23 protein-coding genes and 1 tRNA gene are annotated in these 26,977 nt (G+C 35.7%); 17 read left to right on the top strand and 7 right to left on the bottom strand.

All coding sequences use genetic code 11. The features are described from left to right. The 3 genes from murJ to A9G28_RS06630 form a co-directional block, all read left to right on the top strand. Positions 1 to 770 (top strand): murein biosynthesis integral membrane protein MurJ (gene murJ, locus A9G28_RS06640; protein ID WP_176702100.1); only part of this gene is annotated, 770 nt, incomplete at its 5' end. 791 nt (positions 771 to 1,561) lie between these two features. Continuing rightward, positions 1,562 to 2,248: a hypothetical protein gene (locus A9G28_RS06635; RefSeq protein ID WP_141674700.1), complete on the top strand. Its 687-nt coding sequence runs from the start codon at positions 1,562 to 1,564 to the stop codon at positions 2,246 to 2,248. After that, the gene (locus A9G28_RS06630; RefSeq protein WP_065580146.1) at positions 2,238 to 2,939 is read left to right on the top strand and encodes a hypothetical protein; all 702 of its coding nucleotides are present in this window, start codon (positions 2,238 to 2,240) and stop codon (positions 2,937 to 2,939) included. The genes A9G28_RS06635 and A9G28_RS06630 overlap by 11 nt, the downstream gene beginning before the upstream one ends. 370 nt (positions 2,940 to 3,309) lie before the next feature. On the opposite strand, the gene dusC is transcribed toward A9G28_RS06630, so the two are convergent. The 6 genes from dusC to A9G28_RS06600 form a co-directional block, all read right to left on the bottom strand. Next, a complete protein-coding gene (gene dusC, locus A9G28_RS06625; RefSeq protein WP_065580145.1) occupies positions 3,310 to 4,245 on the bottom strand; it encodes a tRNA dihydrouridine(16) synthase DusC in 936 nt (311 codons plus the stop codon). A 9-nt stretch (positions 4,246 to 4,254) separates the two neighbouring features. Next, positions 4,255 to 5,016 (bottom strand): molybdopterin-synthase adenylyltransferase MoeB, encoded by a 762-nt coding sequence (locus A9G28_RS06620; protein ID WP_065580144.1) that lies wholly within the window; start codon positions 5,014 to 5,016, stop codon positions 4,255 to 4,257. 84 nt (positions 5,017 to 5,100) lie between these two features. Beyond that, on the bottom strand, positions 5,101 to 6,420 hold the full coding sequence (locus A9G28_RS06615; RefSeq protein WP_065580143.1) for an amidohydrolase: 1,320 nt from the start codon (positions 6,418 to 6,420) through the stop codon (positions 5,101 to 5,103). A gap of 20 nt (positions 6,421 to 6,440) precedes the next feature. Further along, a complete protein-coding gene (locus A9G28_RS06610; protein WP_065580142.1) occupies positions 6,441 to 6,890 on the bottom strand; it encodes a hypothetical protein in 450 nt (149 codons plus the stop codon). Continuing rightward, on the bottom strand, positions 6,890 to 7,684 hold the full coding sequence (locus A9G28_RS06605; protein ID WP_065566180.1) for a DUF3100 domain-containing protein: 795 nt from the start codon (positions 7,682 to 7,684) through the stop codon (positions 6,890 to 6,892). The genes A9G28_RS06610 and A9G28_RS06605 overlap by 1 nt, the downstream gene beginning before the upstream one ends. Positions 7,685 to 7,712: 28 nt before the next feature. Further along, positions 7,713 to 8,258, bottom strand: a complete 546-nt coding sequence (locus tag A9G28_RS06600) for a cysteine hydrolase family protein (protein WP_065580141.1) — start codon at positions 8,256 to 8,258, stop codon at positions 7,713 to 7,715. A gap of 284 nt (positions 8,259 to 8,542) precedes the next feature. Between A9G28_RS06600 and aspS the strand changes: the two genes are divergently transcribed. The 5 genes from aspS (at position 8,543) to A9G28_RS06575 (ending at position 14,206) form a co-directional block, all read left to right on the top strand. Further along, on the top strand, positions 8,543 to 10,300 hold the full coding sequence (gene aspS / locus A9G28_RS06595) for an aspartate--tRNA ligase (RefSeq protein ID WP_065580140.1): 1,758 nt from the start codon (positions 8,543 to 8,545) through the stop codon (positions 10,298 to 10,300). Positions 10,301 to 10,309: 9 nt separating this feature from the next. Beyond that, positions 10,310 to 10,762 (top strand): dihydroneopterin triphosphate diphosphatase, encoded by a 453-nt coding sequence (gene nudB / locus A9G28_RS06590; protein ID WP_065580139.1) that lies wholly within the window; start codon positions 10,310 to 10,312, stop codon positions 10,760 to 10,762. Positions 10,763 to 10,772: 10 nt separating this feature from the next. Then, on the top strand, positions 10,773 to 11,183 hold the full coding sequence (locus A9G28_RS06585) for a hypothetical protein (RefSeq protein WP_065566184.1): 411 nt from the start codon (positions 10,773 to 10,775) through the stop codon (positions 11,181 to 11,183). A 115-nt stretch (positions 11,184 to 11,298) separates the two neighbouring features. Continuing rightward, the gene (gene ubiD, locus A9G28_RS06580) at positions 11,299 to 12,762 is read left to right on the top strand and encodes a 4-hydroxy-3-polyprenylbenzoate decarboxylase (RefSeq protein WP_065580138.1); all 1,464 of its coding nucleotides are present in this window, start codon (positions 11,299 to 11,301) and stop codon (positions 12,760 to 12,762) included. A 379-nt stretch (positions 12,763 to 13,141) separates the two neighbouring features. Continuing rightward, complete coding sequence (locus A9G28_RS06575; protein WP_065566186.1) at positions 13,142 to 14,206, top strand: SEL1-like repeat protein; 1,065 nt, start codon at positions 13,142 to 13,144, stop codon at positions 14,204 to 14,206. A gap of 18 nt (positions 14,207 to 14,224) precedes the next feature. Here A9G28_RS06575 and ppc read toward each other — a convergent pair whose 3' ends face one another. Continuing rightward, complete coding sequence (ppc, locus tag A9G28_RS06570) at positions 14,225 to 16,870, bottom strand: phosphoenolpyruvate carboxylase (protein ID WP_065580137.1); 2,646 nt, start codon at positions 16,868 to 16,870, stop codon at positions 14,225 to 14,227. Positions 16,871 to 17,220: 350 nt separating this feature from the next. On the opposite strand from ppc, the gene A9G28_RS06565 reads away from it, so the two are divergent. From A9G28_RS06565 to A9G28_RS06525, 9 genes are all read left to right on the top strand, one after another. Further along, entirely contained in the window at positions 17,221 to 17,712 is a 492-nt protein-coding gene (locus A9G28_RS06565) for an NADH-quinone oxidoreductase subunit J (protein WP_065566188.1), read from the top strand. Position 17,713: 1 nt separating this feature from the next. Next, complete coding sequence (nuoK, locus tag A9G28_RS06560; RefSeq protein WP_065580136.1) at positions 17,714 to 18,016, top strand: NADH-quinone oxidoreductase subunit NuoK; 303 nt, start codon at positions 17,714 to 17,716, stop codon at positions 18,014 to 18,016. A 107-nt stretch (positions 18,017 to 18,123) separates the two neighbouring features. Continuing rightward, positions 18,124 to 19,860, top strand: a complete 1,737-nt coding sequence (locus tag A9G28_RS06555) for an NADH-quinone oxidoreductase subunit 5 family protein (RefSeq protein ID WP_065566190.1) — start codon at positions 18,124 to 18,126, stop codon at positions 19,858 to 19,860. A 17-nt stretch (positions 19,861 to 19,877) separates the two neighbouring features. Further along, complete coding sequence (locus A9G28_RS06550) at positions 19,878 to 21,422, top strand: complex I subunit 4 family protein (RefSeq protein WP_065566191.1); 1,545 nt, start codon at positions 19,878 to 19,880, stop codon at positions 21,420 to 21,422. 6 nt (positions 21,423 to 21,428) lie between these two features. Then, positions 21,429 to 23,135, top strand: coding sequence for an NADH-quinone oxidoreductase subunit N (locus A9G28_RS06545; protein ID WP_065580135.1), 1,707 nt, complete (start codon positions 21,429 to 21,431; stop codon positions 23,133 to 23,135). Positions 23,136 to 23,320: 185 nt separating this feature from the next. Beyond that, on the top strand, positions 23,321 to 23,650 hold the full coding sequence (gene yajC / locus A9G28_RS06540; protein ID WP_065566193.1) for a preprotein translocase subunit YajC: 330 nt from the start codon (positions 23,321 to 23,323) through the stop codon (positions 23,648 to 23,650). A 59-nt stretch (positions 23,651 to 23,709) separates the two neighbouring features. Then, complete coding sequence (secD, locus tag A9G28_RS06535; RefSeq protein WP_081297936.1) at positions 23,710 to 25,566, top strand: protein translocase subunit SecD; 1,857 nt, start codon at positions 23,710 to 23,712, stop codon at positions 25,564 to 25,566. 15 nt (positions 25,567 to 25,581) lie between these two features. After that, positions 25,582 to 26,574, top strand: a complete 993-nt coding sequence (secF, locus tag A9G28_RS06530) for a protein translocase subunit SecF (RefSeq protein WP_065566199.1) — start codon at positions 25,582 to 25,584, stop codon at positions 26,572 to 26,574. Between the two features lie 125 nt (positions 26,575 to 26,699). Beyond that, positions 26,700 to 26,775: transfer RNA gene (locus A9G28_RS06525), tRNA-Ala, on the top strand. Positions 26,776 to 26,977 lie beyond the last annotated feature (202 nt).

Raw genomic sequence — 26,977 nt, 5'->3', positions numbered from 1 at the left:
TTCTAGTTTCAGGATCGGTCTCATGGATGTATTATGCAGACCGCTTAATGGAATTTCCTGCTGGCGTGCTTGGCGTAGCATTAGGTACGATTTTATTACCCTCGTTAGCGAAAAGTTTTTCTAAAGGTGATCATAAGCAATATTCTGAGGTATTAGATTGGGGATTGCGACTTTGTTTTTTACTGGCTTTGCCAAGTACCGTGGCATTAGGCGTTATTTCTCGTCCTCTTATATCAACATTATTTGAGTATGGGCAATTTACCCTAAATGATACCTTAATGACACAGCGAGCCTTAGTGGCTTATTCTATCGGTCTACTTGGATTGATTTTAATTAAAGTGTTAGCACCCGCATTTTATTCGCGTCAGGATATTAAAACTCCCGTCAAAATTGCAATTGTTACGTTAATTTTAACACAGCTAATGAATCTTGTTTTTATTGGGCCATTACAGCATGCAGGCCTTTCACTATCCATTGGTTTAGCCGCTTGCTTTAATGCTGGATTATTGTATTGGCAACTGCGTAAAAAACAACTTTATCAACCCCAACCTGGTTGGTATCTCTTTTTAATTAAAGTCATTATTGCCGTAATATTAATGTCCACAGTGTTATGGTCTGGCTCACAGCTATTACCTGATTGGTCAACGGGTTCAATGTGGGTTCGTATAGGGCGATTATTTTTATTGGTAATTGTTGGCATCGTTGTTTATTTTGCATCATTGATTGCTATGGGATTTAAGATTAAACACTTTATTAAACGAATTGATTAACAACAATCAATAATTAAAATTTTGTTAAAAATTTTAGGTAACAGGAACGTTTAAGTAAAAATTAATAAGCAAATAAGATGAATAAAGTGTCTTTTTTACTCTCCCCATTATTGATGGTGTAGTTTATTTTTATTGAGTTGTTTTTTTCGATGTATTTCGCATTTTTGCAATACCATTACCAAACTTTTTTAGACGTATTTTGGTCACTAGATTTTGATACTTCAATTTATTTTTATCAAAATAAATTTGTAGATACATTATGGGTTTTTGGCGTGTTGTTGCTTGTTCTTCATTACGCTAATGTTCATATGGTTAATAAAATATAATGCTATTGATTTACATAATGATGATATTTTCGATAATTGCTGTATTTCTTCAACAAAAAAGTAGCGTACTATTAATCAATAGGTTATGATTCAAGTGCTTTAAAGCAAAGGAATACTCATTAATTGAGTGATTTTTAAAAATTAAATGATAACATAAAATTAATTGATAGGATAATCGGAATACGTTATCATGACTGGGCTATGGTCTGCCAAATCTACGCCCAAAATCTTTTTTATTTTCACTATAGTCAAAATCAGACTCATTTCTTATTTTTATCACCGAAGTTATCGAAATCATCACGCTTAATAAAGTTGTCGGATATATCGGTGTTTTTTTTGTGGAGGTTGCGTTTTTTACCTTTTTCATTTTTCTTCTTTAACCTATCTAATTTATTTAGGTTACCTAAATCACATAAATTATTTAAATTAACTAAGTTCTCGCTGTTTTTTGCGCCACTGCTTTTATTGTCATATACGCAGGGTTCTCAGGCATTAACGGCGCATACATCAAGGGAAATTGAGGGTAAGGCACCGTATTTAACGTTTGATGATGGGCGAACTAAGGTGACTTCGACAGATAATCTATTAGCTATTGAGTTGCCGGATGGTACAACCCTCAAGCCATCAACTAACACATCAAGTTCGAAAAATCCGATACAGCTAGTTAATGGAGCTACTTTTAATGATATACACATGGTGGTGCCATTATCGGTAAATACAGTCAGTTTAAATGACTTAATTACTCAAGGTAATTGGGGAGATGACGATGGGGATGGTCAGGGTACTAATGGTGTTACTGCGATGGGGAGTGTATCGGTGAGTTTTACTGATGCGGATAATAATACTGTAAGTCGTAGTGATGCATTAGATATTTGTAAGGCGCCTTATAAGATGACATTAAGTAGTACAGGAGGGGATTTACAAACAAAGTACGGGTTACCTAATACAAGAAATTTTAGTAGTCAAACAGTGACGTATTATATTACTCCGTATAGTGGTCCTCGTATTTGTTTTGTCAGGCCGAGTACTCATTCTTCCTCCTTCGAACCCTCTGGCATGGTTCCTGATAAGGGATTTTTAGTTCAGTCAACAAGTTCGTCATCTTATGGCCTTAATTTTCCAACAACGGGGGGGGGATCGTTTGTATTTTGATTTACTCATAGCTGGGGTTGATGCGAGTCAGTTGACATGGTCTTCAGTCTCGCGTGGAGGGATAACAGCTACGGTGAGTTGGAGACTGCCAAAACAAGGCGGCGAAGAAGATGCGTGGATTCATGATGAAGATAGATCCAGTTATGTAACGCGAGTAACTTTAACGGGACCTAGGGCAAGTGATGCTCAAATGCAGTCAGATAATCCTAGCCCTTTAACCATACCATCTTTGCCACAGACATTTGAGTTGGTGGGTAGAGATAGTAGTGGGAATGAGGTGAAGTATGGATTTGTGTTGAGGCAGTGGTTTGTCCATCGGGGTGATAAATGGGATTATTGGTCTAACCAAATATCTTGGTGTGGTCGTTTGGGTTATCGTGCGCCAAAGCTCAAGGAGTTAACTAACGCGAAGTGTGGTTCAGATGATCGGTTTCCATGTTATGATGGCATAGATGGTGCCACGCCGTCGTCAAATACACGGTATCACACGAGTTATATAGGCGCAGGATTTTTCACGGAGTGGGACAACGTAGAACTTTATTTCGATGAAATGAACTACGAGATGAGCTTCAGAAGTTCAACCTGGACAAGCGACGTTACAGATAACGGTGTCATCTTTAGTGTCGGTCGCGGTACTGTCTTCCTCGATGATGGGTCGCACCGCGATTACATTTATTGCACCACACCTTAGCTTTTATTTCTTAGCCCTTAACCCTTAGGTCATGGAGAGGGAGATGGTGCAAACAGAGGATAATTTATTAAAGAACAGCGCCCTAGCGTAGTTGGGGCGCTTTATTGAGAGTACGTTTGTTATGGTTTAAATTCGAAGTTTATTTTGTTCAACAAAGCTAATACGTCCGAAACCACTGCCCCCAATCAATTGTAATCACAAAAAAGTATTGATTTATTGAGGTTTTTTAATGAAATGGCTTATTAAAAACTTCAATAAAATCAATGGCTTTTCTGACCGATTTTTATACTCCCCTATCCCCCTACATCGTTATAATAAATGAACATCAATTGCTATTTTGTTATTATCTAAGGAAGTTATTTGGGCGGTTCTACGTTAAGAAATCACAGATTTCTTGCTGTGATTTGAGTGTTCTAATATTTTGTAGGACGTCTGCTGCTTGAGCATAGTGCTGTTTTAAGTAAGTAAGCCACTGTTTGATGCGTGCAGAATGATAAAGTGGTTTAACGTCATCAATGGAGGATGTCGCATAAAGGATTAATATTTCCATCACTTGTTGCCAACTGAATGCTGATTGTTCAGTTCTAATCATATTGGCTAAGTTCGGAATCGTTAAAATACCACGGCCTAGCATAATATCGTTAGTTTGGCTTTGATTTATGCAATTTTTTGCATCCTCAATAGAGAAAATTTCACCATTGGCAATAACAGGAATATTTAGCTGTTGCTTGATTTGGCCTATTGTTTGCCAATCTATTTTTTCGGCTTTATAACCATCTTCTTTGGTTCTGCCATGAATAGCAATTTCATTGGCACCGGCAAGTTCAATGGCGCTGGCGATTTCGTTGCAATGTGATTTATTATCCCACCCTAAGCGAATTTTGACTGATAATTGATTTGTTGCCCCTATTGTTTGCCTGACTTGGCTGACAATATTAAATATCTGTTCGGGATATTGTAATAAATAAGCGCCTCCGTGACTGCCAACCACCGTTTTGGCGGGGCAACCAAAATTGATATCTATTCCATAAGAGCCTAACTCAATGGCTTTAACGGCATTTTCAGCCATCCATTCTGGTGATTGCCCAAGAATTTGGATGCGAACTGGCGTGCCTGATTTAGTTTTACCATTATTGTAAAGTTCGGGGCATAGGCGGTAAAAAGTCCGATTAGATAATTTGTGATGTGTCACTCTGATAAATTCCGTCACACAATAATCAAATTGGTTGATATTGGTTAAAAGTTGCCTTACTTGATAATCAAGTACGCCTTCCATGGGGGCTAAAATTATTCGTTTAATTTTCATTGGGGAAACCTAGTTGGTTTTATCATTGCCACAAATACGACAATTTAGTTGTTTGGTGAGTTTAATTTGGTTAAATTCCATAGTCATGGTATCAATCATTAATACACGTCCAATTAATGGTTTTCCATATTGGGTTAGTACTTTTATCGCTTCTAAGGCTTGCATTGAGCCGAACATGCCAACCAGCGGTGCCATGACGCCAGTTTCAATACAAGTTAACTGATCTTTACCAAATAAACGGCTCAAACAGTGATAACAAGGTTCATTAGGCTGATAAGTAAATACGCTTAATAATCCCTCCATACGGATCGCAGCGCCAGAAACTAGCGGTTTTTTTATTTGAAAACAGCAACGATTAATTTGCTGGCGGGTAATTAAATTATCTGTACAGTCAATGACAATATCATGTTGTTTTATTAGTGAAATTAAATGGTTATCATCGAGCTTTTGATTTACTGTATCAATAATAATATTTGTATTGAGCTTGTGTAATGTTTGTTGAGCTACTTCTACTTTGTATTGATTAATCGATTTGTCAGTATATAAAATCTGTCGATTTAAGTTAGATTTTGATACGGTATCAAAATCAGCTAAGGTTAATTTACCAACACCAGCAGCCGTTAAATAAAGTGAAGCAGCACAACCTAAACCGCCTAAACCAATAATAAGTGCTGAGCTATTTTTTAAGATTTGTTGCTTATCAATATCAAAGCCTCGTAGGGTTATTTGCCGGTCATAACGAAATAACTCTTGATTGGTAAGCTGTTGCATATGGTATTTGTGTTGTTAGTGTTGAAAACTATATTATAATTATAGCAGAAACTTGGCACAACAAAGTGCCAAGAGTAATTAAGATTATTTATCAAAGCTAGATAAGAATTTTAAATATTCGTCCTTAGTCATTAATGGTTTATACTCTGATATTAGTTTTTGTGCTGGTTTAGCATCATCATAAAGTAAATCGATAATGGTACAAGCCATCATCTGTGCAGGACGAATATAAGCCATCTCTTCATCAAATACGGTGTAATCTTTACCATGTAGCACACCTCTAACTGAACCAATCCACGGGTGGCTAACTGGCATAATGTGGGATAGATCGCCTGTATCCGTGCTTCCTGTCATATGAGGGGCAATAGAAACATTTTCTTCACCAATTAATGCTTCAGCATTATGTTTTAAAAGCTCGTTAAGTGTTGGATTATTATTTAATGGTAGATAACCAGGCAAATCTTTAATTTCACAGGTTGCACCAACAGCCATTGCACCAGCTTTTAAGGCGCGATTAATTCGTTCATTAGCGTCGATCATAGCTGGAACATTGCCTGCCCGTACATAGCTTTCCATTCTTACATCACTTGGTACCACATTGACTAAGTCGCCACCTTGAGTAATGATGGGGTGAAATCGAATATAGTCTTTTTCTTGAAAGGTTTCGCGTATGGCATGTACGCCCATCATTCCCATCATAGCGGCATTTAAGGCATTTACTCCAGCATGTGGCGCTGCTGCTGCGTGCGACGCTTCGCCTTTATATTTAATCAGTTTGCCGATAAAACCATTACTGGTTGTTGATATTTCAATAAAACCATCTTGGCGGTCATTGGGTACGCTAGTTAAGTGTATTTGTAGTGCCATATCGATATCATCAAATTCACCGCGCGAGATTAGCTCTGGTTTACCGCCAATATATTTGATTTTACCTTCCTCAATAAGGCGATTACGATATGTGATTTCAACATATTCTTCAGCTGGAACCGCAAAAGGTACCACATCCCCCGCTAAAAATTGCATGGCGCCAGAATCTATTAGCCCCATGGTCACAGCCATCATATTGGCAATTTGAGCATTATGACCACAGCAGTGTGCCGCGCCAGATATTTCATCAGCAGCAGGATGATCAGCGCAAATAATGGCATCAAGCTCCCCTATAACAGCAATGCTATACTTACTGCCTTTGCCCCCTTTTAAGCGGCCTTTTACTCCCGTTATTGCTAATTTATTTTTAAATGGTACGCCCAGTTTTTCAAAGCTTTCTTCAACTTTTTTGGCCGTCTTGTGTTCTTTGTAACCAAGTTCAGGCTCTGCCCAAATTGATTCGGCGACCGCCTTGATATCGGCCTTACGATTTGCAATAGCAATACAAACCTTCTTTTTAAGTTCTTCTTTTGTCATAAATTAAATCCTAATCCAAATTAGATAACACCTTCCCAATGTAAGGTGATTTGCGCAATGATTGCTGCAAAAATAAAGGTACCTGAAAACACCGCTAAAGAAACCGGAATGATTCGCCACGAGATATTTTTAAATAATGCTAAATCTTTGCCAATAGCAAGCCCTGCATAAGCAAGTACCGGAGTACAAACAGCCAATAAAGAAACCTTGTCAGTAATTGAAACAATCTGCTCATGAAAAGGGAAAATAGGTGATGAAGCGGTTGCTGCAACGACCGATACCCATAATATGACAGGCAGTTTGTTGCATAAAGGAATCTTGCTAATAATATATCCAACAATTGATATGGCAACTAAAATTGATAATGCTTCTATTGACTGCATAAAGTCAATTTTATAGCCAACAGTATTACCGGCTGCCATAATAATGGCAACTAAGATCAATAAAAAAACTGTTTCTAAAAACTTCATTATAGTGCTCCTTCTTTATGACGATTACGACGTAAACGGCTAAAAGTGTTATACAAGAAAGAGGCAAAAGGTAATGAAAATAATGTATAAATATAAATACCAACAATGCTAGACATTAAGTTCGCTGTCGTGGCATAGGCTTTAATATCTTCACTTATTTCTGGATAAAGATCACTTATTGGTGCCAGTGATGCAGCCATCATACTACCACTTCCAACGCCTGCGCCCATGGCTAAGGCGTAAGGGTGGAGAATATCTAATTTTGCCATCACACTGGCTAGTATACTCATCCATATAGCACCATAAAGTGTGCCACAAATATACATTGCCATAACACCTCGACCTTCGGCAGAGTCCAATCCGTATTTATCGGCAACAATTGCGATATTGGGTTCACGGGCAACAGAGTAGGTTGCTCCAACTGCTTCGCGTTTCATACCTAGCATCATTGCTAGTGGTAAACCAAGTAAAATGGTGCCAGCAAAATGACCTAACTCTTGAAAGATTAATGCCGATTTTGCATCTTCTAGAATCATTTCTATTTTTGGTCCCACAGAAAGCCCCAGTTTGGCGATAAGTAGCATTAACGTTACCATCATGATGGCGCTAGCATGATTCATATTTTTTAGATTTAATATTTTAAATTTGGGTAGGCTGATTATGCCGCCAATAATCATGGCATATAACATGGGGTATAATGTGATAATCCAAATAGATTGTTTGCCAATAAACTCACAGAATAAAACGACTATCATTGCGAGTAAATGCACTTTGTAGTCTTTTAAAATTTCCATTCCTGCTCCTTTTTTATTTTTATCTATTTTATACTAGGGTCGCCCCTAAGGTATTTTGAAAATGCTTTAAAGCCCATTGATGGCCGATAGGATCAAAGCTTGCGACGGCGTTTTTATGAATAACTATTTTATAACCTAAGTTATAAGCATCAACAGCCGTGTGTAAAATGCAAATATCAGTACAAACACCAATTAAATGAATTTCAGTTATATGTCTTTCGCGTAAGCGAAGATCGAGATCTGTGCCACAAAATGCTGAGTAGTGGCGTTTGTTGATCCAATAAATATTGGTTGAATTTCGCTGTTTTTGATAGATTTGCTGTAAATTACCGAATAATTGTTGTCCAACTGTTCCGACAATATTATGAGGTGGGAAGAGTGAATTTTCAGGATGATATGTATCTGAAGGTTCATGGGCATCAATAGCAAAAACGACAAACTGATTATTTTTAATAAATGATTCAGTTATATTTAATATTTCGGGCTCAATTTGTTGACCCACAGAACCAGTAGTTAACGCACCATCGTCAGCAATGAAGTCATTAGTGTAGTCAATTGAAATTAAAGCTTTCATATCAAGTTAATAATATCTAAATCATACTAAAGCTTAGTAATAAATATTTGATATGACAAGTTTTAAATGAATCATTTTCCGATTTCATCAAGAAAAAAGGAATTTAATTTTGTTATCCTATTGAATTTAAAATAATTTGTAAAATTACCTATAAAGTAAAATTATTATCATCAACCGAGTATAAATAAATTAAATAGTGATTATTTTAAAACATAGGCTTTATCCCCTGATAAATTGCTCTATAATAATTGCTATTTTTGACAATTGCACACAGGATATATTTAATGAGAACAATTTATTGCGGACAACTAAACGCAAATTATATTAATCAAGACGTCACATTATGTGGATGGGTCAATAAACGCCGTGATTTAGGTGGAATGATTTTTATTGATATGCGTGATCGTGAAGGAATTGTGCAAGTTTTTTTTGATCCTGATTATCAACAAGCCTATCAATTAGCTGGCGAGTTACGTAATGAATTTTGTATCCAAATTAAAGGCAAGGTAAGAGCAAGACCAGAAGGGCAAATTAATAAAGATATGGCGACAGGTGAGGTTGAAATTTTAGCCACCGAGTTGACTATATTTAACCGTAGTGATGTTTTACCGCTTGATTTCAATCAAAACAACAGCGAAGAACAACGTTTAAAATATCGTTATATTGATTTGCGTCGCCCTGAAATGGCAACGATTTTTAAAACTCGGGCAAAAATTACCGCTTTTGTTCGCTCATTTATGAATGAACATGGCTTTTTAGATATCGAAACACCGATGTTGACTAAAGCAACACCTGAAGGCGCTCGTGATTATTTGGTGCCAAGCAGAATTCATAAAGGTGAGTTTTACGCACTACCGCAATCACCACAACTATTTAAGCAATTATTAATGATGTCAGGATTTGATCGATATTATCAAATTGTAAAATGTTTTCGTGATGAAGACTTACGTGCCGATCGTCAACCTGAATTTACCCAAATTGACGTTGAAACATCGTTTATGACAGCAGAACAAGTGCGTGATGTTATGGAACAGATGATCCGTGAACTTTGGTTGCATGTAAAAAATGTGGATTTAGGAAAGTTCCCTATTATGACTTTTGCTGAAGCAATGCGTCGTTATGGTAGTGATAAACCCGATTTACGTAATCCCCTTGAAATTATTGATGTGGCTGATTTGGTTAAAGATGTCGATTTTAAAGTGTTTTCAACACCAGCTAATGATCCTAAAGGGCGTGTAGCTTTACTTTGTGTACCAAATGGTGCGCAATTAACACGTAAACAACTTGATGAATATACACAATTCATTTCGGTTTATGGTGCTAAAGGTATGGCATGGATTAAGATTAATGAACGTAGTAAGGGGTTAGATGGTGTACAAAGCCCTGTGGCAAAATTCTTTAATGAATCGCAAATGGAAGCATTACTTAATCGTGCCAATGCTAAAGATGGTGATATTTTATTATTTGGTGCTGATAGCTATAAAGTGGTGAGCGATGCACTAGGGGCATTACGTTTGAAAGTCGGTAAAGATTTAGCGTTAACCGATGAAAATAAATGGGCTGTACTTTGGGTGGTTGATTTCCCGATGTTTGAAGAAACCGATGAAGGGTTAAGTGCGATGCATCATCCATTTACGTCACCAAAAGATTATTCACCAGAAGATCTTATTAAAAATCCTGAGAATGCGGTTGCTAATGCCTATGATATGGTCATTAATGGTTATGAAGTTGGAGGGGGATCTGTCCGTATTCACCGTAGTGAAATGCAACAAGCCGTTTTTTCAATTTTAGGTATTAACGAACATGATCAACGTGAGAAATTTGGGTTTTTACTTGATGCATTGAAATACGGTACGCCACCACATGCAGGATTAGCCTTCGGTTTAGATAGGTTAAGTATGTTATTAGCCGGAACGGATAATATTCGCGATGTGATAGCATTTCCTAAAACAACTGCGGCAACTTGTTTACTTACCGATGCGCCAAGCCCAGCAAATGCAGCAGCTTTGACTGAACTGGGTATTGAAGTAAGTAAAAAATAGTCATATTTGATGCAAAAATTTAAAAATCCTGAATCTGTTCTGGTAGTCATTTTCTGCCAGACAACAAAACGTTGCCTTATGTTACAACGCCAAGATGATCCTCATTTTTGGCAATCAGTAACAGGTAGTATGGAGGCTCATGAATCGCCACAAGAAACAGCAATTCGTGAAGTTTTAGAAGAAACAGGTATTGATATTCTTGGTCAAAATCTTGAGCTAATTGATGTAGAGCATATCGTTGAATTTGAAATTTTTCCACAATTCAGGCATCGATATGCGCCAGATGTTACGGTAAATAAAGAACATTGGTTTTATCTTCCTCTTATTGACGAGATAACGCCAATACTTACCGAACATTTAGCTTATCAATGGCTTAAGATTGATGATGCCGCCAATCTTACTTTATCTCCCAATAACAGTGAAGCTATCGGTAACATTCATCGTTTGATTGAATCGAATTAAGAGGTAGGAAATGAAATCGAATCTATATGCTATTGTGTTATCCTTTTTATACTTTTTTGTATCAACTAGCCATGCAGATATAGACATAAAAAAATGTCAACCTAATCAAAATGATCATGTTATTTTTAATGATGATGATGATAAAATCGCTAAAAAAATCATTGATTATAAATTACATGATCAATCAGAAAAACACGAATATATTATTATTAAGATATTTGCTAATGAAAATCACGATGATCGCAATGATTGGATCGCTTCTTTTTTATTTGATGATAAATTTGAACAATATCTCCTTTACCAAGTTGATCAGAATCAATTTATTGATATCGATGAAAAACAATTTGACGCTTTATCATCTAAAATTATTGAATGTAATCAAGATAAACAAACGCCTATATATAGGAAGGTTTTGCCGTAGTTAGGCTATATAGTTAGGTTATGTAGTTAGACTGATAAATAAGTGAGTATTAAGGATTAAAAATATTCTGGGTTTAGTTAACTCAAGGTTAGTTAGTAATAGAGAGTCATAATAAATGAATTTTTCAAATTTTCGGGATTTTTTAGATTATCTTGAGCAACACGGTGAGTTAAAGCGGATTTCGTTCCCTGTTAACCCTTATCTTGAAATGACCGAAATTGCTGATCGCGTTTTACGTAGTGAAGGCCCAGCTTTATTATTCGAAAACCCAATTGGTTATGATATGCCTGTTTTATGTAATTTGTTTGGCACAGCTAAACGTGTTGCGATGGGAATGGGGCGCAAAGATACTTCAGCTTTGCGTGAAATTGGTGAGCTATTGGCATTTTTGCGTGAGCCCGATCCACCAAAAGGGATACGGCAATTTTTTAATGTCTTGCCTAAATATAAACAAGTACTAAATATGCCTGTTAAACGTCGTTCATCGGCGCCATGCCAAGAGATGGTTTTTAAAGATGATGATGTGGATTTGACCCGTTTACCTATTATGCATTGTTGGCCTGATGATGTGGCACCATTGCTGTCTTGGGGATTAACTATTACCAAAGGTCCTTATAAAGAACGGCAAAATGTGGGAATTTACCGTTTGCAATTATTAGGTAAAAATAAATTAATTATGCGCTGGCTTTCACATCGTGGCGGTGCACTTGATTTTGCTGAGTGGCAACAAGCGCATCCTAACGAGAGATTTCCTGTTAGTGTCGCTATTGGTGCTGATCCCGCAACTATTTTAGGTGCAGTGACACCAGTGCCAGACACGTTACCCGAATATGCTTTTTCAGGATTATTGCGCGGTAGTCGAACAGAGGTCGTCAAATCGTTATCAAGTGATTTAGACGTTCCTGCCAGTGCCGAGATAATTCTTGAAGGTTATATTGATCCTAATGAGCTAGCATCAGAAGGGCCCTATGGCGATCACACGGGTTATTATAATGAGGTAGAACAATTTGCTGTCTTTACGGTGACGCATTTAACTCACCGTAAAGACGCCATTTATCATTCAACTTATACAGGCAGGCCACCAGATGAGCCGGCGATAATGGGACTGGCGTTAAATGAAGTCTTTATTCCAATTTTACAAAAACAGTTTCCTGAAATTGTTGATTTTTATCTACCGCCTGAAGGATGTTCATATCGTATTGCGATTGTGACAATTAAAAAACAATATCCTGGCCATGCTAAAAGAATCATGATGGGAGTGTGGTCTTATCTGCGACAATTTATGTACACTAAATTTGTGATTGTCTGTGATGATGACATTAATGCCCGAGACTGGAAAGATGTGATGTGGGCGATTTCTACTCGCATGGATCCACAGCGTGATACGACTTTTATCGATAATACACCGATCGATTACTTAGACTTTGCTTCACCAGTTTCTGGATTAGGCTCTAAAATGGGATTGGATGCCACGAATAAATGGTCTGGTGAAACAAATCGAGAGTGGGGTAAAATCATTAAAAAAGATCCTAAAGTTATTGCTCGAATTGACGAAATCTGGAATGAACTTGGTTTATAGTATTATCGTTATCGCATTTTTTATTATGGTAAAGTTAAAAAACTCATTAGGTGTGATACAGAAGAATAGAATTGCAAAAGACAAAATGCGCATTAAAGAATTTATTCCTATAAATGAATAAACAGTATATTGAAGATAAAAATAATGCGCTAAATAATTTTCTTTTTAAAGATGGCAATAATATTGATATCGTTGTTCAATCTTAATCAAATTTTTTGTTATCGACCTTATGTGGCATGATGATTCAACTTTATTGATTAATAATGTTTTATTTTAAAAATAGTATAAATAAAATAACCCAAATAAGTCTTAAACAAAAACTATTCCTTTTAGATGCATTTATGTATAATTATAGGTAACCTCATAAAAATTAGAAAAAATGAAAAAAATCAAGCTATTATTTGTATTGTTATTATCCATTTCTTATTGTGTACAGGCCACCAGTTATAAGGCACAGCCAGATGATACTCAATTAAAGCTTAAAGAATCAGATTTATTGCTTCCCGCTTTGCGTTTATCTGCAGAAAAAGGTAATGCAGAAGCACAATATTCGTTAGGAAGTGTTTATAAACAAGGCTTGGGCGTTGAAGTTAGTGATGTTCGTGCTTTTTTCTGGTATAAAAAAGCAGCAGAACAGGGGCTAGCTAAAGCACAAAATAATCTAGCATTAATGTATCAAAGTGGCTTGGGTACTAATCGCGATTTCAATGAAGCCGTTAAATATTTCAAATTAGCAGCAGATCAAAATTATGCATTGGCTAAATACAATTTAGCTTTAATGTATCAACAAGGTGAAGGTGTTGAAAAAAACACATTGACCGCAATTGATTATTTTACACAAGCAGGTGATAGCGGGATTTATGACGCTTATTTAAATCTTGGAATTATGTATTTTTTTGGTGATGGCATAAAAGAAGATCGTATGATTGCGGCTGATTGGTTTAGTAAAGCAGCTAAAGAAAATATGCCAGAAGCGCAATATTATTTAGGACTAATGTCAGAAAAAGGAGATGGTTTAACCCAAGATTATATGGCTGCTAGTTATTTTTATACACAAGCAGCAGAACGGGGGCACGTACTTGCTATGTATAATTTAGCTATTATGTACGCAACAGGTACCGGAGCTAAACCTGATAATACGCAAGCAGCATATTGGTTTACTAAAGCTGCCGAAGCTGGCAATGCTGATGCTCAATATAATATTGGTGTAATGTATGATGTAGGTGGTGGTGTTTCTAAAGACGATAAGAAAGCCGTTGAGTGGTATCTAAAAGCGGCAGAGCAAGGCAGTGTTGATGCACAATATAATTTAGGCATTAAATATCTAGAAGGTAAAGGCACAGATCAAGATAACGATCGTGCCATTTATTGGTTTACTAAAGCTAGCGAACAAGGAGACCAAGACGCTAAAACCTATTTAGAACACTTATTACCTAAAAAATAAAAGTGCTGTATTTTTGCTTTATCCAGAATTTCGCATACCAGCTGCAATGCCAGAAATGGTGATCATGAGCCCTTGTTCTACTATAATATTGTCATCGCCGCAGTGTTTCCGTGAACGGCTTAATAACTCTACTTGTAATAAGTTTAATGGCTCAATATAGGTATTACGCAAGGCTACAGATTGTGCGATCCAAGGCAAATCAGCCATTAAACTAACATCATCGGTGATCGTTAGCACAGTATTGATATCTTGGGTTAACAAATTTCTTAATTCTTCGCCTAGTAGCCATAAAGCAGGATCGACCAAACGTTGCTCATAATATTCGTGGATATCAGGCGCCGATTTGGCGTAAACCATTTCAAGCATGCCTAATCGAGCATTAAAAAAAGGCCACTTGTGATACATTTCTTTAAGAAGCTCTTTTTTTCCCTCCTCGATGACAGATCTCAGTGCGTTACCGGCTCCAAGCCAAGATGGTAGCATTAATCGGTTTTGTGTCCAGGCAAAAATCCATGGAATAGCACGTAAGCTTTCAATCCCCCCTCCCGTTCGACGTTTTTGTGGTCTGGAGCCTAGTGGTAATCTGCCTAATTCAACCTCTGGCGTTACCGCTCTAAAATAATCAACAAAATCAGCTCGTTCGCGTACATAACTGCGATAGCAATTACAGGAAAGTTCCGACATTTCATCCATAATATGGCGCCATGCTTGTTTTGGTGCTGGTGGGGGCAATAAATTGGCTTGTAAAATCGCTGAGGTATAAAGCATTAGGCTACTGAGAGCAACTTCTGGTAAACCAAGTTTAAAACGAATCATTTCACCTTGTTCGGTAACTCTAAGCCCACTTTTTAACGATCCAGGTGGTTGAGAAAGTAGAGCTGCATGAGCAGGCGCACCACCACGACCAATTGAGCCACCTCGACCATGGAATAATACTAAATTAATATTATATGTTTCAAATAAGCTAACTAATTCTTCTTGCGATCGATACTGTGCCCAAGATGCGGCAAGTGTACCTGCATCTTTAGCCGAATCAGAATAACCTATCATCACCATTTGCTTACCTTGGATTTTGTCACGATACCAAGGTATATCCAGCAGCTTTTGCATAACCGATTTAGCGTTATTTAAGTCTTCTAATGTTTCAAATAATGGCGCAACAGGGATATACTTTTGACAATCAACGATTTTCAATAATAAGTAAACAGCTAAAATATCTGAAGGCGCCTTAGCCATTGATATTACGTAAGAAGCAATTGATTCTTCGCCTGCTTTTTTGATAACTCGACAAGTATCTAATACTTCTTGAACCGTTTCATCTGGTTGCCAGTTATAAGGTAGTAATGGTCGGTTAGATTGCAACTCTGTTAATAAAAATACTTGTTTTTCTTCCTCTGACCATTTTGCATAGCTACCTAAATTCAGTTCTTGGGTCAACGCATCAAGTGCCTGAATATGTACGGAACTATCTTGGCGAATATCTAATCTAACCAACTGTAAACCAAAGCTTTTTATCCGCCGTAAAGTATCAAGTAATGGACCATGGGCAATTGTTGACATGCCATTATCAATTAATGATTCATAACAGGTATAAAGTGGCGCCCATAACTGTTCGTTTTTAATTAAAATATCTCTAGGTGGTAGTACTTGTTCATTATTCAGTAAAGCTTCAATATAATTGTGAGTTTTTATTAAACGAGTGCGTAACTGTTTCATTACGGCTCGATAGGGCTCAGAAACGGTTTTGTTCTTTTCATCTAATAGATCGATAACAGATTGGCTACATTCTGTCATTGAAAGTTCACGGACAAGTATTTGAATATCAGATAAAAATAATTCAATTGACTTTAATCTAGCTTGTAACATTACTTTTTCTGTCACTTTTGCTGTCACATTTGGATTTCCGTCACGATCACCGCCCATCCATGAAGTAAATTTTATGGGAACATGTTCAACGGAGAGTTGTTCATCAAAAGTATCAACCAACTGGTCATTAAGTTCACGTAAGAATAAAGGCACGCCTTGCCATAAACTATCTTCAATGACAGAAAATCCCCATTTAGCTTCATCGATTGGGCTTGGGCGTTTTTTTCGGATTTCATCGGTATACCAAGCTTGGCAAACTAACTGTTTCAAGCGTCGCATAATCCGTTCTATCTCATAATCAGCTAAATCATCATGATCAAGCTGAGATAAACAGCTATTAATTGCGGTATAGGTGTTTATCATGGTTCTACGATTGATTTCAGTTGGATGAGCGGTTAATACTAATTCAATTGATAAATCATTAATTGCTTTGGTAATGGTTTCATTTGAAAAATTAAGTTTTTTTAGAGTACTAAATAATTCAGTCATTTTTTTAGGGCTACTAGAAGCTTCCCCATGCGGTGAAATACCATAATACTCAGCAGCAGTGTTAACTAAGTTCAAAAATTGGTTAAATGCGCGTGCAACATGCAATAGATCATCATCATTCAGATTTTCAATTAATTTGAGTAGCTCATTATGTGCTTGAACGTTTCCTTGTTGAGCTGATTTTGATAATTGTCTTATTTTTTCGACTAAATCGAATGTTTCATTGCCTGTGGCACGTTTAATCGCATTGCCTAGTAAAGTACCCAGCATATTGACATTACTTCGCATTGAGGAGTATTGGTTATTCATGATTTTCTCGTTTTTGATTTTATTATGCCTAAGATCCTTTAAAATGCATGAAAAAAATGGCAGTTTAATGACATCGGTATAATTGTTGGTTAACTTGCTTAAGATATATACTTTATAACAATGTTGCTTTGAATTTAAATAATAAAATTTTATGGTTTTTATTGTTTTTAATTGTTTTAATTATATTTACTTCAAAATATTAATAAGTAAAAATATTTCTTTAATTTTGAAATGTTCGTCTAAATAGTATTTAGCTGGTTTATTTTTCAGTGAACACAGTGTTGCAAACTGTATATTAATATCATTTGGGTATATACTAACAATATTATGAATATGTATTGGATAATTAGATGATCGCTGTTTTTTATATCGCGTCGATTATTGCTGTTATTGCTAGTATAAAAGTGATTAGTAGCTTGCGAGTTGATAAGGCAATTTTGTACCTTATTATTTCGCTGTTTGCTTCAGCGTCGATATTTATTCTACTTAATACCTATTTTTCTGCTGTTATATATATATTATTGTTTATTGGTGGAACAACGGCTCTTTTTTATGTTGTCGCTTCAATTTTGGCAATTCGTGTTGATAATATAGAAACAAAAAAACAAGGCATTAGCCCAAAAATTTGGTTAGGGCCATTAATTTTAGCTTTTATTTTGTTAGTCGCGCTTATTTATGGTGTAGTAACGGCCAACTATTCGGAGCTGAAAGAGTCTCATGAATTAATGCATGAAATGTCTGTATATGCATACATTTTAATGGCTGAATTAGCTATATTTTTATTATTAGGTGCAGCTGTGATTGCTTATCATTTTATGCATCGGCTGTTGTCGGAGAAATAATATGATCCCACTTATGCATTGTCTTATCTTTGCTTCTATTTTATTTGTGATCGGCTTATTAGGGGTAATGATTCGACGCAATCTCTATTTTCTGTTGCTTAGCCTGATGATTATGAATAATGGTGCAATCGTTGCGTTGTTTTCGGCAAGTAGTTATTGGCAACAATCTGATGGACAAGTACTTGCAATACTCGCGGTAATAACAGCCCTAGCAGAGATTTGTGTTGGGCTAGCATTAATGATGAAACTATTCTACCGCCGAAAAACCTTAAATATTGACTCACTGAGTGAGATGAAAGGATGAATCTACTTTATTTAACTATCATTGTTCCCTTGCTTTCTTTTTTTGGATTAATTTGCCTAGGGAGGCATATACGCTCAATTAATGTAATAATTATAGGCATCAGTACTATGCTCATCATTGCATTAATTACGGTATTTTCATGTATTGATTTTTATTCAAATACAGTGCCCGACATGACGCTAATCTATACTAGGCTATTATGGAATTGGATTTCTGTTGGTGATTTCGTTATACCTTTATCTTTGACACTAGATGGTTTATCACTAACTTTTTTAGTGCTAATCTCATTTTTTGGTTTCTTGATCTATTTTTTTGCAGCTTGTTATTTGACGTTAAGAAAGGATATTTATACTTTTTATGCTTACAGTAACTTATTAATTGCTAGCATGTTAACTATTATATTAGTTGATAATTTATTTGTTATGCTAATTGGTTGGGAAGGTGTGAGCATAAGTACTTACTTACTTATTGGTATTTACTATCAACAAGCGCGTAATGGCTATGCTGCAGTGAAAGCATTTATCGTTATGCATTTAACGGATATATTTTTAATCATTGGTATATTTTTACTTTATCAGACTTTAAACACATTAAATATTCATGATGTTTTGGTGCAAGCACATGATAATTTAGCGGTTGATTCAGACATTATATTCTGGATAACTTTAATGTTATTCCTTGGAGCAATGAGTAAATCTGCACTGTTTCCCATGCATTCATGGTTTGCCGAAACAACATTAGCGCCAATGCCTGCGGTAGCTTTGTTACAGTCATCAACAGTTATTTTAGCTGGGGTATATTTAGTTTTAAGATTAAGTAATTTGTTTATGATGTCGAGCGATGTTTTAGCTATTATATCGATGATTTCATCATTAACGATATTATTTGCTAGTACTATTGCATTAGTGCAGTACGATATTAAACGAATTATCACGTATATCAATTTAGCGCAAATTAGTTACCTTTTTTATGCTTTTTCAACACAAAGTTGGAATTTGTCTTTGAATTGCTTAATTAATTACTCCGTAACAAGCACATTGTTAATTTTAGCCTCATCTATTGTAATTAAAAAATGCCAAGGTGAGCGTGATATAAACAAATTAGGCGGTTTAATTAAATCTTTTCCAACGCTGTATATTGTATTTTTGTTAATTATGCTTTCACTCAGTGCTATTCCTTGGATTTCGGCATCATTTTATATCAAAGGAGATATCATTTGGGGAGTAATGGCGCAGGGTAGATTAATATCTGGAACGATTGGTTTGATAGGTATTTTATTTTCTAGCTTAGGCATTTGGCGTTTAATTTCAATGGTATTTTATCATAAACAAAAATGGTATGATTTTACAAAAATTAAATGGATAAGCTATAGCCCAATTTTTATCTTATTGGTATTTACTACCGCTTTATTTATTCATTTTCCGTTACCGATTCATGGCATTATTCCATTAGGCAAGTTAGATACTAATGGGCAATTGCCTTTTCAACTACTATTAGCCGCAGTGACAGGTTTGAGCTTTCTTATTGCCTACATTTTATATGTGCGCCCTAATAGCGAAGTGCGAGAAGTACTTAATACACCAATGATTAAATTATTTTTACGTTTGTGTAATAGTGATTGGCGTTATGATTATTTATTAAATTGCTTATTTGTTAAACCTTATATCTATCTAGCTAAATTATTAAAAAAAGATCCTATTGCTTTATGGGATAATTGGATAATGTTGGGCATAAAAAAAATAAACGCATTTATCGTTGACCTAGAAAATGGGCAAATTAGATGGTATATGGTTTCGATGGTTATAGGCAGTATTATTATATTAATGTTACTGATTTTCATTTAATAAAGGTGTAATCATTCATGTTGTTATGGCTTGTTTTTTTACCTGTAATAGGCGGATTTGTTGGTTGGTTATGCCATGCATGTTTACAAAGAGGGGTAGTTTCCATCAACGTACAAAAGCGTTGGTCAAAATTACCCATAATTGTCGCATTTACCACAATTTGTATTACATTATCGATAGCGATCGTATTATGGATAGATGCCGCTGAAACACTAAAGCAAGGCGCAAACTGGGGAAAGGAAATTAATCTGGAGTGGATCCCATTACTAGGCATCCGTTTTCACCTTGTTTTAGATGGCTTATCAATGGTTGTTATTACCGCAACACTATTTATTGTATTATTGACTATTGTTTATTCTAGTAAAGAAAATTTAAACAATCTTGGTTTATTTTACCTATGCCTATTATTTATGACATCAACCATTATGATGTTGTTTGTCGCCACTGACTTATTTTTAATGTTCTTTCTGTGGGAAGCTGTGGCAATACCGGTCTATTTTTTGATCTCCTTATGGGGGCGCCGAGATTCGAGCTCGCAATTGCGCTTTAATGGGGCAAGCAAATTTTTGATTTATACCCAATTAAGCAGTTTGCTGATGCTAATTTCAATCGTTTCATTGGCACTAATTAACTGGAACTTAACAGGTCATTGGACATTTGATTCTCAGGAATTAATAAAAACACCAATATCAAGCCATACTGAATTTTTACTGATGTTAGGCTTTTTAGCTGCTTTGATAGTACGCATTCCTTTTGTTCCCTTTCATGGTTGGCTTGTTGAAGCCCATATTGAATCTTCAACAACTGGCTCAATGATGATTAGTGGATTATTACTCAATACAGCAGCATTTGGTTTATTACGTTTTGTTATACCACTATTTCCTAATGCTTCAATCATGATTATGCCATTGATGTTAGCTTGTGCACTGGCTACTGTTGTTTATGCAGCATTGCTTGCATTCAATCAAACCGATATTAAAAAACTTGTTGCTTATATTCATATCGCTTTAATGGGATTTGTTACTGCAATAATCTATAGCGGTTCTATTATTGCTTATCAAGGTGTAGTTATCCAGATGATAGCCATCAATTTAGCAATCGTTGGTATGTTTATAATTAGTGGGTTATTGGTTGAATGTTATTCCACTCGGAATATAAACCAGTTCACTGGGTTAAAAGGACGAGTGCCTTATCTATCTTCGTTAACTTTATATTTTATATTAGCTGTGTTAGGTATTCCAGGTACAGCTAATTTTGTTGGTAATTATATGATGTTACTTGGTAGTTATAACACATTTTCTTTTTATACCATTTTGCTAGTAATTGGCTTATTATTATTGTCTATTTCATTTATCGTGCGTATGCAGCCAATATTCTATGGCGCCGCAGATAAAGAGGCTTCCACAAAACATCTACTTAGTAAAAAAGATATTTTGTTATTATCAAGCATCTTAATTGTCCTTATTTTTATTGGTTTGTATCCACAACTGATTTTAGATATGTCTTATTCTATCATGAATCAAACACAACAATACATAACCACAGAACGAGTGGGAGAGTAATAATCTATGATAGCTTTATCGTCTATTTTTGTACTAAGCATTGCCATCATTGTTGTGTTATTTTCATTATTTGTTTTTAAAATAAGCACTAAAGGATGTACTATTTTAACTATTTGTGGATTAACATGTGCGTTAGCTTGTTCCGCGGTAGTTGGCTATAAAATTTCATTTAATGCACAAGCTATTGCAGATATCAGTAGTGATAATATGCAATTATCGGTATCAGTTTCAGACGCCAATAAAGAACTAACTCCATCAACTGAAGAAACGATAGCAATTGATACTGTGTCTACTGATGATGTGGACAAACAAAATGAAAACATTGATGACAACGTCAACAACAGTAAGATTGATAAGACAAATATTGATGCTAATTCAAACACTGATAATAGTTCAATAGATGAGTGGAAAGCGCACCATATCACTGCACTTTTTACTTGTGATGGTTATGGGTTGCTTTATACCAGTTTGATTTTAATGATATCTATTGCTGTAGCCTGTTTTGCTTATCGTTGGTTCCGGCAAGAAAAGATTCATCACGGACTATTTTATTTAATCCTACTTTTCATGACATTAGGTGGAGTAACACTCTTATACGCAAGCCATCTCATTGCATTTTTTATTGGGATTGAACTGTTATCTATTCCATTTGTAGGGTTAATTGGCTATCAATATACACAGACTCATTCATTAGAAGCAGCAGTTAAATACATGATTTTATCTGCTATTGCCAGTGTATTTTTATTGATAGGGATTGCATTTTATTATGCAACTACTGGTGAGCTAACATTCAGTGGGCTAAGTTATCAACTCTCAACGATGACTTACCCAAGTACATTATTACTGATGGGTGTTTGTTTGATGTTAGTTGGTATTGGTTTTAAATTATCTCTCGTTCCATTCCAACTTTGGCTACCCGATGTTTATCAAGGCGCACCAACGGTTGTTGCTTTATTATTATCAACAGTTGGAAAGGTAGCAGTTTTTTGTGCCATTGCTAGGCTGTTTTTATTGGCACCGATTGTGAACAATGAAACAATCCGTATTATTTTAGTTATTATGGCTTTTTGTTCTATTTTATGGGGCAATCTATTGGCATTGATGCAAAGTAGCTTAAAGCGAGTACTTGCTTACTCCTCAATTGCACATTTTGGCTATTTATTTACAGCGTTAATTGCTGTGCAATATCAAGTACTTGCATTAGAAACTATTGGCGTTTATCTCATTGGCTATATTTTAGCTAATATCTGTATTTTAGGCACAATCAGCTTAGATTCCCATTCAGATGAACTACAAGATCATGAAAATGAGATCGATCTTTCAGGTCTATTTTGGCGAAGACCAATTCTTGCGCTAGCTATGGGGATTGGGTTTTTATCTTTAGCTGGTACACCATTAACCGCAGGTTTTGTCGGTCGATTTTTACTGGTGCTATTAGGTGTTACAGCAGAATTATGGTGGTTAGTTGCTGCTGTAGTGATTGGTAGTGCATTAGGACTTTATTTTTATGCTCGCTTAATTATCAATCTTTATATAAAACCAATTAACTGTAATGGAAAAATGTTAAGTGGAGCCTCGATTAAGTTAAAATGGACTAATATTAGAATAAGCGAATTAATCATCGTATTATGTGCCTTATTGACGATGCTTTGCGGAATTTACCCTAAATGGTTATTTAACTTAGTTAGCATGGCTCAATATTTAACCACATAATGAGCCTGTATCAGCTTCCTTTAATTCAATAGTGGAGTCATATTAACTAAAATAAATAAAACCAGCATTTTATCCTAAAGCATATGTTTTCCTAAGGCTTTTTGACAAGAAATAGTTAATAACAGATTTATTTATTATGTTATAATTCTGACCTTTAAAAATTTATTTTAATCAAGAGGACCAGTATGGACTTTTTAATCTCTAATGCTTATGCCGCAGATGGTAGCCAACCCGGTGGCGATTTTTTCATGCCAATTATGTTAGTTGTGTTTGGTTTATTTTTCTATTTTATGATCATGCGTCCACAACAAAAACGCGCAAAGGCACATCGCGATCTTATGGCTTCTATCTCCAAAGGCGATGAAGTATTAACCAATGGCGGACTTATTGGTCGTGTATCAAAAGTCAACGAAAATGGCTACATAGCGCTAGAATTAAATGATACTACTGAAGTTGTGATCAAGCGTGACTTTATCACATCAGTTTTACCAAAAGGGACAATGAAATCACTATAATAGGGATCATCTATTATTGTTCATTGTATTGATTATCTAATTCCACAAGAGAATATGTCGTGTTAAACCGCTATCCTTTGTGGAAGTACATTATGTTGGTCGTTGTAATTTGCCTCGGCCTTCTTTATGCACTTCCAAATATTTATGGTGAAGATCCTGCTATACAGATTTCAGGCTCAAATACTGCTGAAATTAATGTTGCTACGCAAGATAAAATCAGAAAACTTTTAGCTGATAATCACATCGAGACTAAATCATTAATTTATGAAAATAAGTCAATTTTAATTCGCGTTGGTGATAATGATACACAGCTTAAAGCAAAAGAGCTCATATCAGAAGCATTAGGTGAAGAATATATCGTTGCATTGAACTTAGCACCCGCAACACCAACGTGGCTGACAGCATTAGGTGCTGAGCCTATGAAACTCGGTCTTGATTTACGTGGTGGCGTTCACTTTTTAATGGAAGTCGATATGACAACCGCATTAAGTAAACTCACTGAACAATCTATTGAAAACATAAAAACTGAATTCACAAATAGCAAATTAAATTATAAAAAAATCAGCAAAAATAGTAATCAACAAATTGTATTACAATTTGATAATACGGATGATCGCAATAAAGGTATTACTAAAATTAATGGATTGCGAGATTACAAAGTAGCTTCTCAAACAGACAGCAGTATTGTTGTCGATATCAGTGAACAACGTTTACAACAAACTAAAAATGATGCTGTGCAACAAAATACCACTATTTTACGTAATCGTGTTAATCAACTAGGCGTTGCCGAACCTATTGTTCAACGCCAAGGTGCTGATCGTATTGTAGTTGAATTACCAGGTATTCAAGACACCGCGTTAGCTAAGCGTATTTTAGGGGCAACAGCGACGCTTGAGTTTAGACAAGTTAACGAAGAAAGCACACCAAATTTACCGGCCATTATCAATGGTGATATGCGCGTTCCTTATGGTTCAGAAATTCAGTATATGGAAAATGGACGTCCTGTATTACTTTATAAACGTATTGTATTAACAGGAAATCATATTACTGATTCTTCATATCGTGTTAATCCATATGGATTACCTGAAGTTGCTATTACGCTTGATGGCACAGGCGGTAAAAAAATGTTTGATTTTACTCAAAAAAATCTTCATAAATCGATGGCAACCTTATTTGTTGAATACAAAGATACAGGAAAACGCGATGAAAACGACAAGCCGATTCTTGAAAAACAAGAACGAGTTATTAACGTCGCGACTATTCAAGGTATTTTTAGTGATCGTTTCCAAGTAACGGGTATAGGTAGTATTGATGAAGCTAAAAATTTATCACTATTATTACGTGCAGGGGCATTAATTGCACCGATCCAAATTATTGAGGAACGAACTGTTGGGCCATCCATGGGGCAAGAAAATATCACCCAAGGCTTAGAATCTTGTGTATGGGGTTTGGCGGTTTCAGTTATTTTTATGTTAGTAATGTATCGCCTATTTGGTGTGTTTGCTAGCCTTGCATTAGTTGCAAACTTAATTTTAATTGTTGGTGCAATGTCTTTACTTCCTGGGGCAACGCTAAGCATGCCGGGTATTGCTGGTATTGTATTGACCGTAGGTATGGCTGTTGATGCTAATGTACTGATTAACGAAAGAATAAAAGAAGAGCTGAGTAATGGTCGAAGTGTGCAACATGCAATTAATGAAGGATATGCAGGAGCTTGGAGCAGTATTTTTGATGCCAATCTTACTACTTTAATTACTGCGGTTATTCTTTATGCAGTTGGTACTGGTTCAATTAAAGGCTTTGCTATTACGTTAGGTATCGGTATCGTTACATCAATGTTTACATCGATTGTTGGTACTCGCGCATTAGCCAATCTTATTTATGGCGGTCGTCGCGTTAATAAGTTATCAATTTAGAGGTTTATTGTGATTATTAATAAAAAAGAAAATCATGATGTTAGAGAATTAAATCATGGTCGCAGAGTCCTCGACTTTTTAAAATTTGGCTTCGTTGCTTTTGTTATTTCTATGCTCTTAGTTGTAGCGTCTTTTGTCGTTATTTTTGTTAAAGGATTCAATCTAGGACAAGACTTCACTGGCGGAACAACAGTCGAGCTTACCGTAACAAAAAATGTTAATCTTGATGATATTCGTAATAGTTTACGCGATGCAGGCTATCATGAGCCGATAGTACAATATTACGGTAGTAGTAAAGATATCATCATTCGGTTACCTTCGGCTAAGCAAGAAGACAATACCTCATCGGCTATTGATAATGCGCTAGGTACAAAAATTTCCAATTTAATACATAAAGATATTGATGCAGATGCTCAAATCAAACGTATTGAATTTGTAGGTCCAACTGTTGGCGCTGAACTTGCTCAAGATGGTATTTTGGCAATCTGTGCCGCATTAGTTTGTATTTTAATCTATATTGCATTCCGTTTTGAGTGGCGATTTGGTACTGGAGCGGTTGTTGCTTTAGCGCATGATGTCGTCATTACTGCAGGTTATCTATCACTATTTGAACGAGAATTAGATTTAACGATTATTGCTGCAATGTTATCCATTATTGGTTATTCACTCAACGATACTATTGTTGTCTTTGATAGAATTCGTGAAAATTTTAGAAAGATACGCCGTGCAGAACCTTATGATGTAATTAATATCTCATTAACGCAAACGTTGCATCGTACTTTAATGACATCAGGGACAACACTTGTTGTGGTGATTATTCTATATATCTTTGGTGGTTCAATGTTAAAAGGATTTTCTGAAACATTAGGGGTGGGTATTGTGCTTGGTACCATCTCATCAATTTATGTGGCGGCTTATATGTCACTTAAATTAGGCGTAAAAAGAGAACACTTTATGCCACCAAAAATTGAAGCAGAAGGAGCTGATCAACCTTCAATATTACGCTAATTGTTTAAACTCTGCCATTAATTGGCAGAGTTTCATTAGACTATTTTTAAAACAAATGATACCAAATTGATTGACACCTACCCTTTAGTTGCATATTATTAACCACAGTTTTATCCCTTTCTTTTGGGGCCATAGCTCAGCTGGGAGAGCGCAACGCTGGCAGCGTTGAGGTCAGGGGTTCGATCCCCCTTGGCTCCACCAAATCAACTCTTTTGTTAATTGTAAAGCAAAAATAACCACCTTATTGATAGACGGTAAATCAAGTCAATTCCAATAACAATCCAAAAATAAAAATTTTAATAAAATCAATGGCTTTTCTGAACGTTTTTTGAGTGATATTTTCAACCTTAAGCCTTAAAAGTTTAATTAACTTAATTACACTTTTATATATAATAACGTGATG

Source organism: Gilliamella sp. Fer1-1 (assembly GCF_001690825.1).
GTDB classification, from domain to species: Bacteria; Pseudomonadota; Gammaproteobacteria; order Enterobacterales; family Orbaceae; genus Gilliamella; species Gilliamella apicola_C.
Note: the sequence above shows the minus strand (reverse complement) of the source record. Positions and strands in the feature narration are given on the sequence as shown.